The organism is Mesorhizobium sp. M2E.F.Ca.ET.219.01.1.1 (assembly GCF_004016445.2).
Classification (GTDB): Bacteria; Pseudomonadota; Alphaproteobacteria; order Rhizobiales; family Rhizobiaceae; genus Mesorhizobium.
On record NZ_SADT02000182.1, the window covers coordinates 1 to 316 of the forward strand.

The following is a 316-nucleotide window of genomic DNA, read 5'->3' on the forward strand; positions in this document are numbered from 1 at the left end:
ACGGCAAGTAGGATAAGGCCTTTTTCCATCGCGGTTCGTTCAATCCTTCCTTGTGCGGATCACTCGCTGACCGCGCCTGTCGGCGCCGTCTCGATCTTGAAGGCGGCCGAGATCAGCGCCCGAGTATAGTCGGTTTGCGGATTTCCAAAAATCTGTTCGGAAGGGCCGGCTTCGACGATCTGGCCGTTGCGCATGACGATGACGTCATTGGCCAGCGCCCGGATGACCTTGAGGTCATGGCTGATGAAGAGATAAGCGAGGTCGTGCTTGGCCTGCAAATTGCGCAGGAGATCGACGACCTGCGCCTGCACGCTCA

General features: G+C 58.2%; 1 pseudogene. It reads right to left on the reverse strand.

Annotated features, from left to right (window positions below):
• Nucleotides 1–59: 59 nt before the first annotated feature.
• Nucleotides 60–316, reverse strand: a pseudogene (locus tag EN862_RS35430) (microcin ABC transporter ATP-binding protein); the annotation flags it as partial.